Source organism: Leucobacter sp. M11 (assembly GCF_035726885.1).
In the GTDB taxonomy this organism is placed as follows: Bacteria; Actinomycetota; Actinomycetes; order Actinomycetales; family Microbacteriaceae; genus JAPFRB01.
Genome location: NZ_JAPFRB010000002.1, coordinates 596,930 through 597,521, shown reverse-complemented (window position 1 = coordinate 597,521; position 592 = coordinate 596,930). Strand labels below are relative to the sequence as shown.

The window sequence follows — 592 nt, the reverse complement described above, 5'->3', positions numbered from 1 at the left end:
TTGCCATCGGGGAGGACCCGGACCGGACCGAGCTGCGCGCGACCCCCGGCCGCGTCGCCGACAGCTACGCCGAATTTTTCGCGGGCGTCGGGGTGGACCCGCAGGAGTTCCTGCGGGACACCCTGCCCGTCGGCACGGAGACGGGGGAGCTCGTGCTCGTCCGAAACCTGGAACTGCGCTCGATCTGCGAGCATCACCTGCTCCCGTTCCGCGGGGTGTGCCACATCGCGTACCGCCCGGCCCGGCAGGTTGTCGGCCTCGGCGCGCTGCCCCGGGTCGTGAACGCGCTGGCGGCTCGCCCGCAGCTCCAGGAGCGGCTCACCGAGCAGATCGCCGAGGCGCTCTGGGCGGGCCTGGAGCCCGAGGGCGTGCTCGTCGTGCTCGACGCCGCGCACGGCTGCGTCACCGACCGCGGCTCCCGGCAGAGCGAGTCCACGACCGTGACCGTCGCCTCCCGGGGGTCGCTCGGCGATCCCGCGGGGCGCGCCGAGGTGCTCGCGCTCATCGCCGGTTCCCGACCGTGACCCTGATCATGGGGGTGCTGAATGTCACCCCGGACTCCTTCAGCGACGGGGGTCGCTTCTCGGACGCC

The 592-nt window shown here is 73.5% G+C and carries 1 protein-coding gene; it reads left to right on the top strand.

The genetic code is table 11. From position 1 onward, the window contains the following. Positions 1-524, top strand: a 524-nt coding sequence (gene folE, locus OOT08_RS07200) for a GTP cyclohydrolase I (RefSeq protein ID WP_325091920.1), incomplete at its 5' end; no start/stop codon positions are given. Between the last annotated feature and the right edge of the window lie 68 nt (positions 525-592).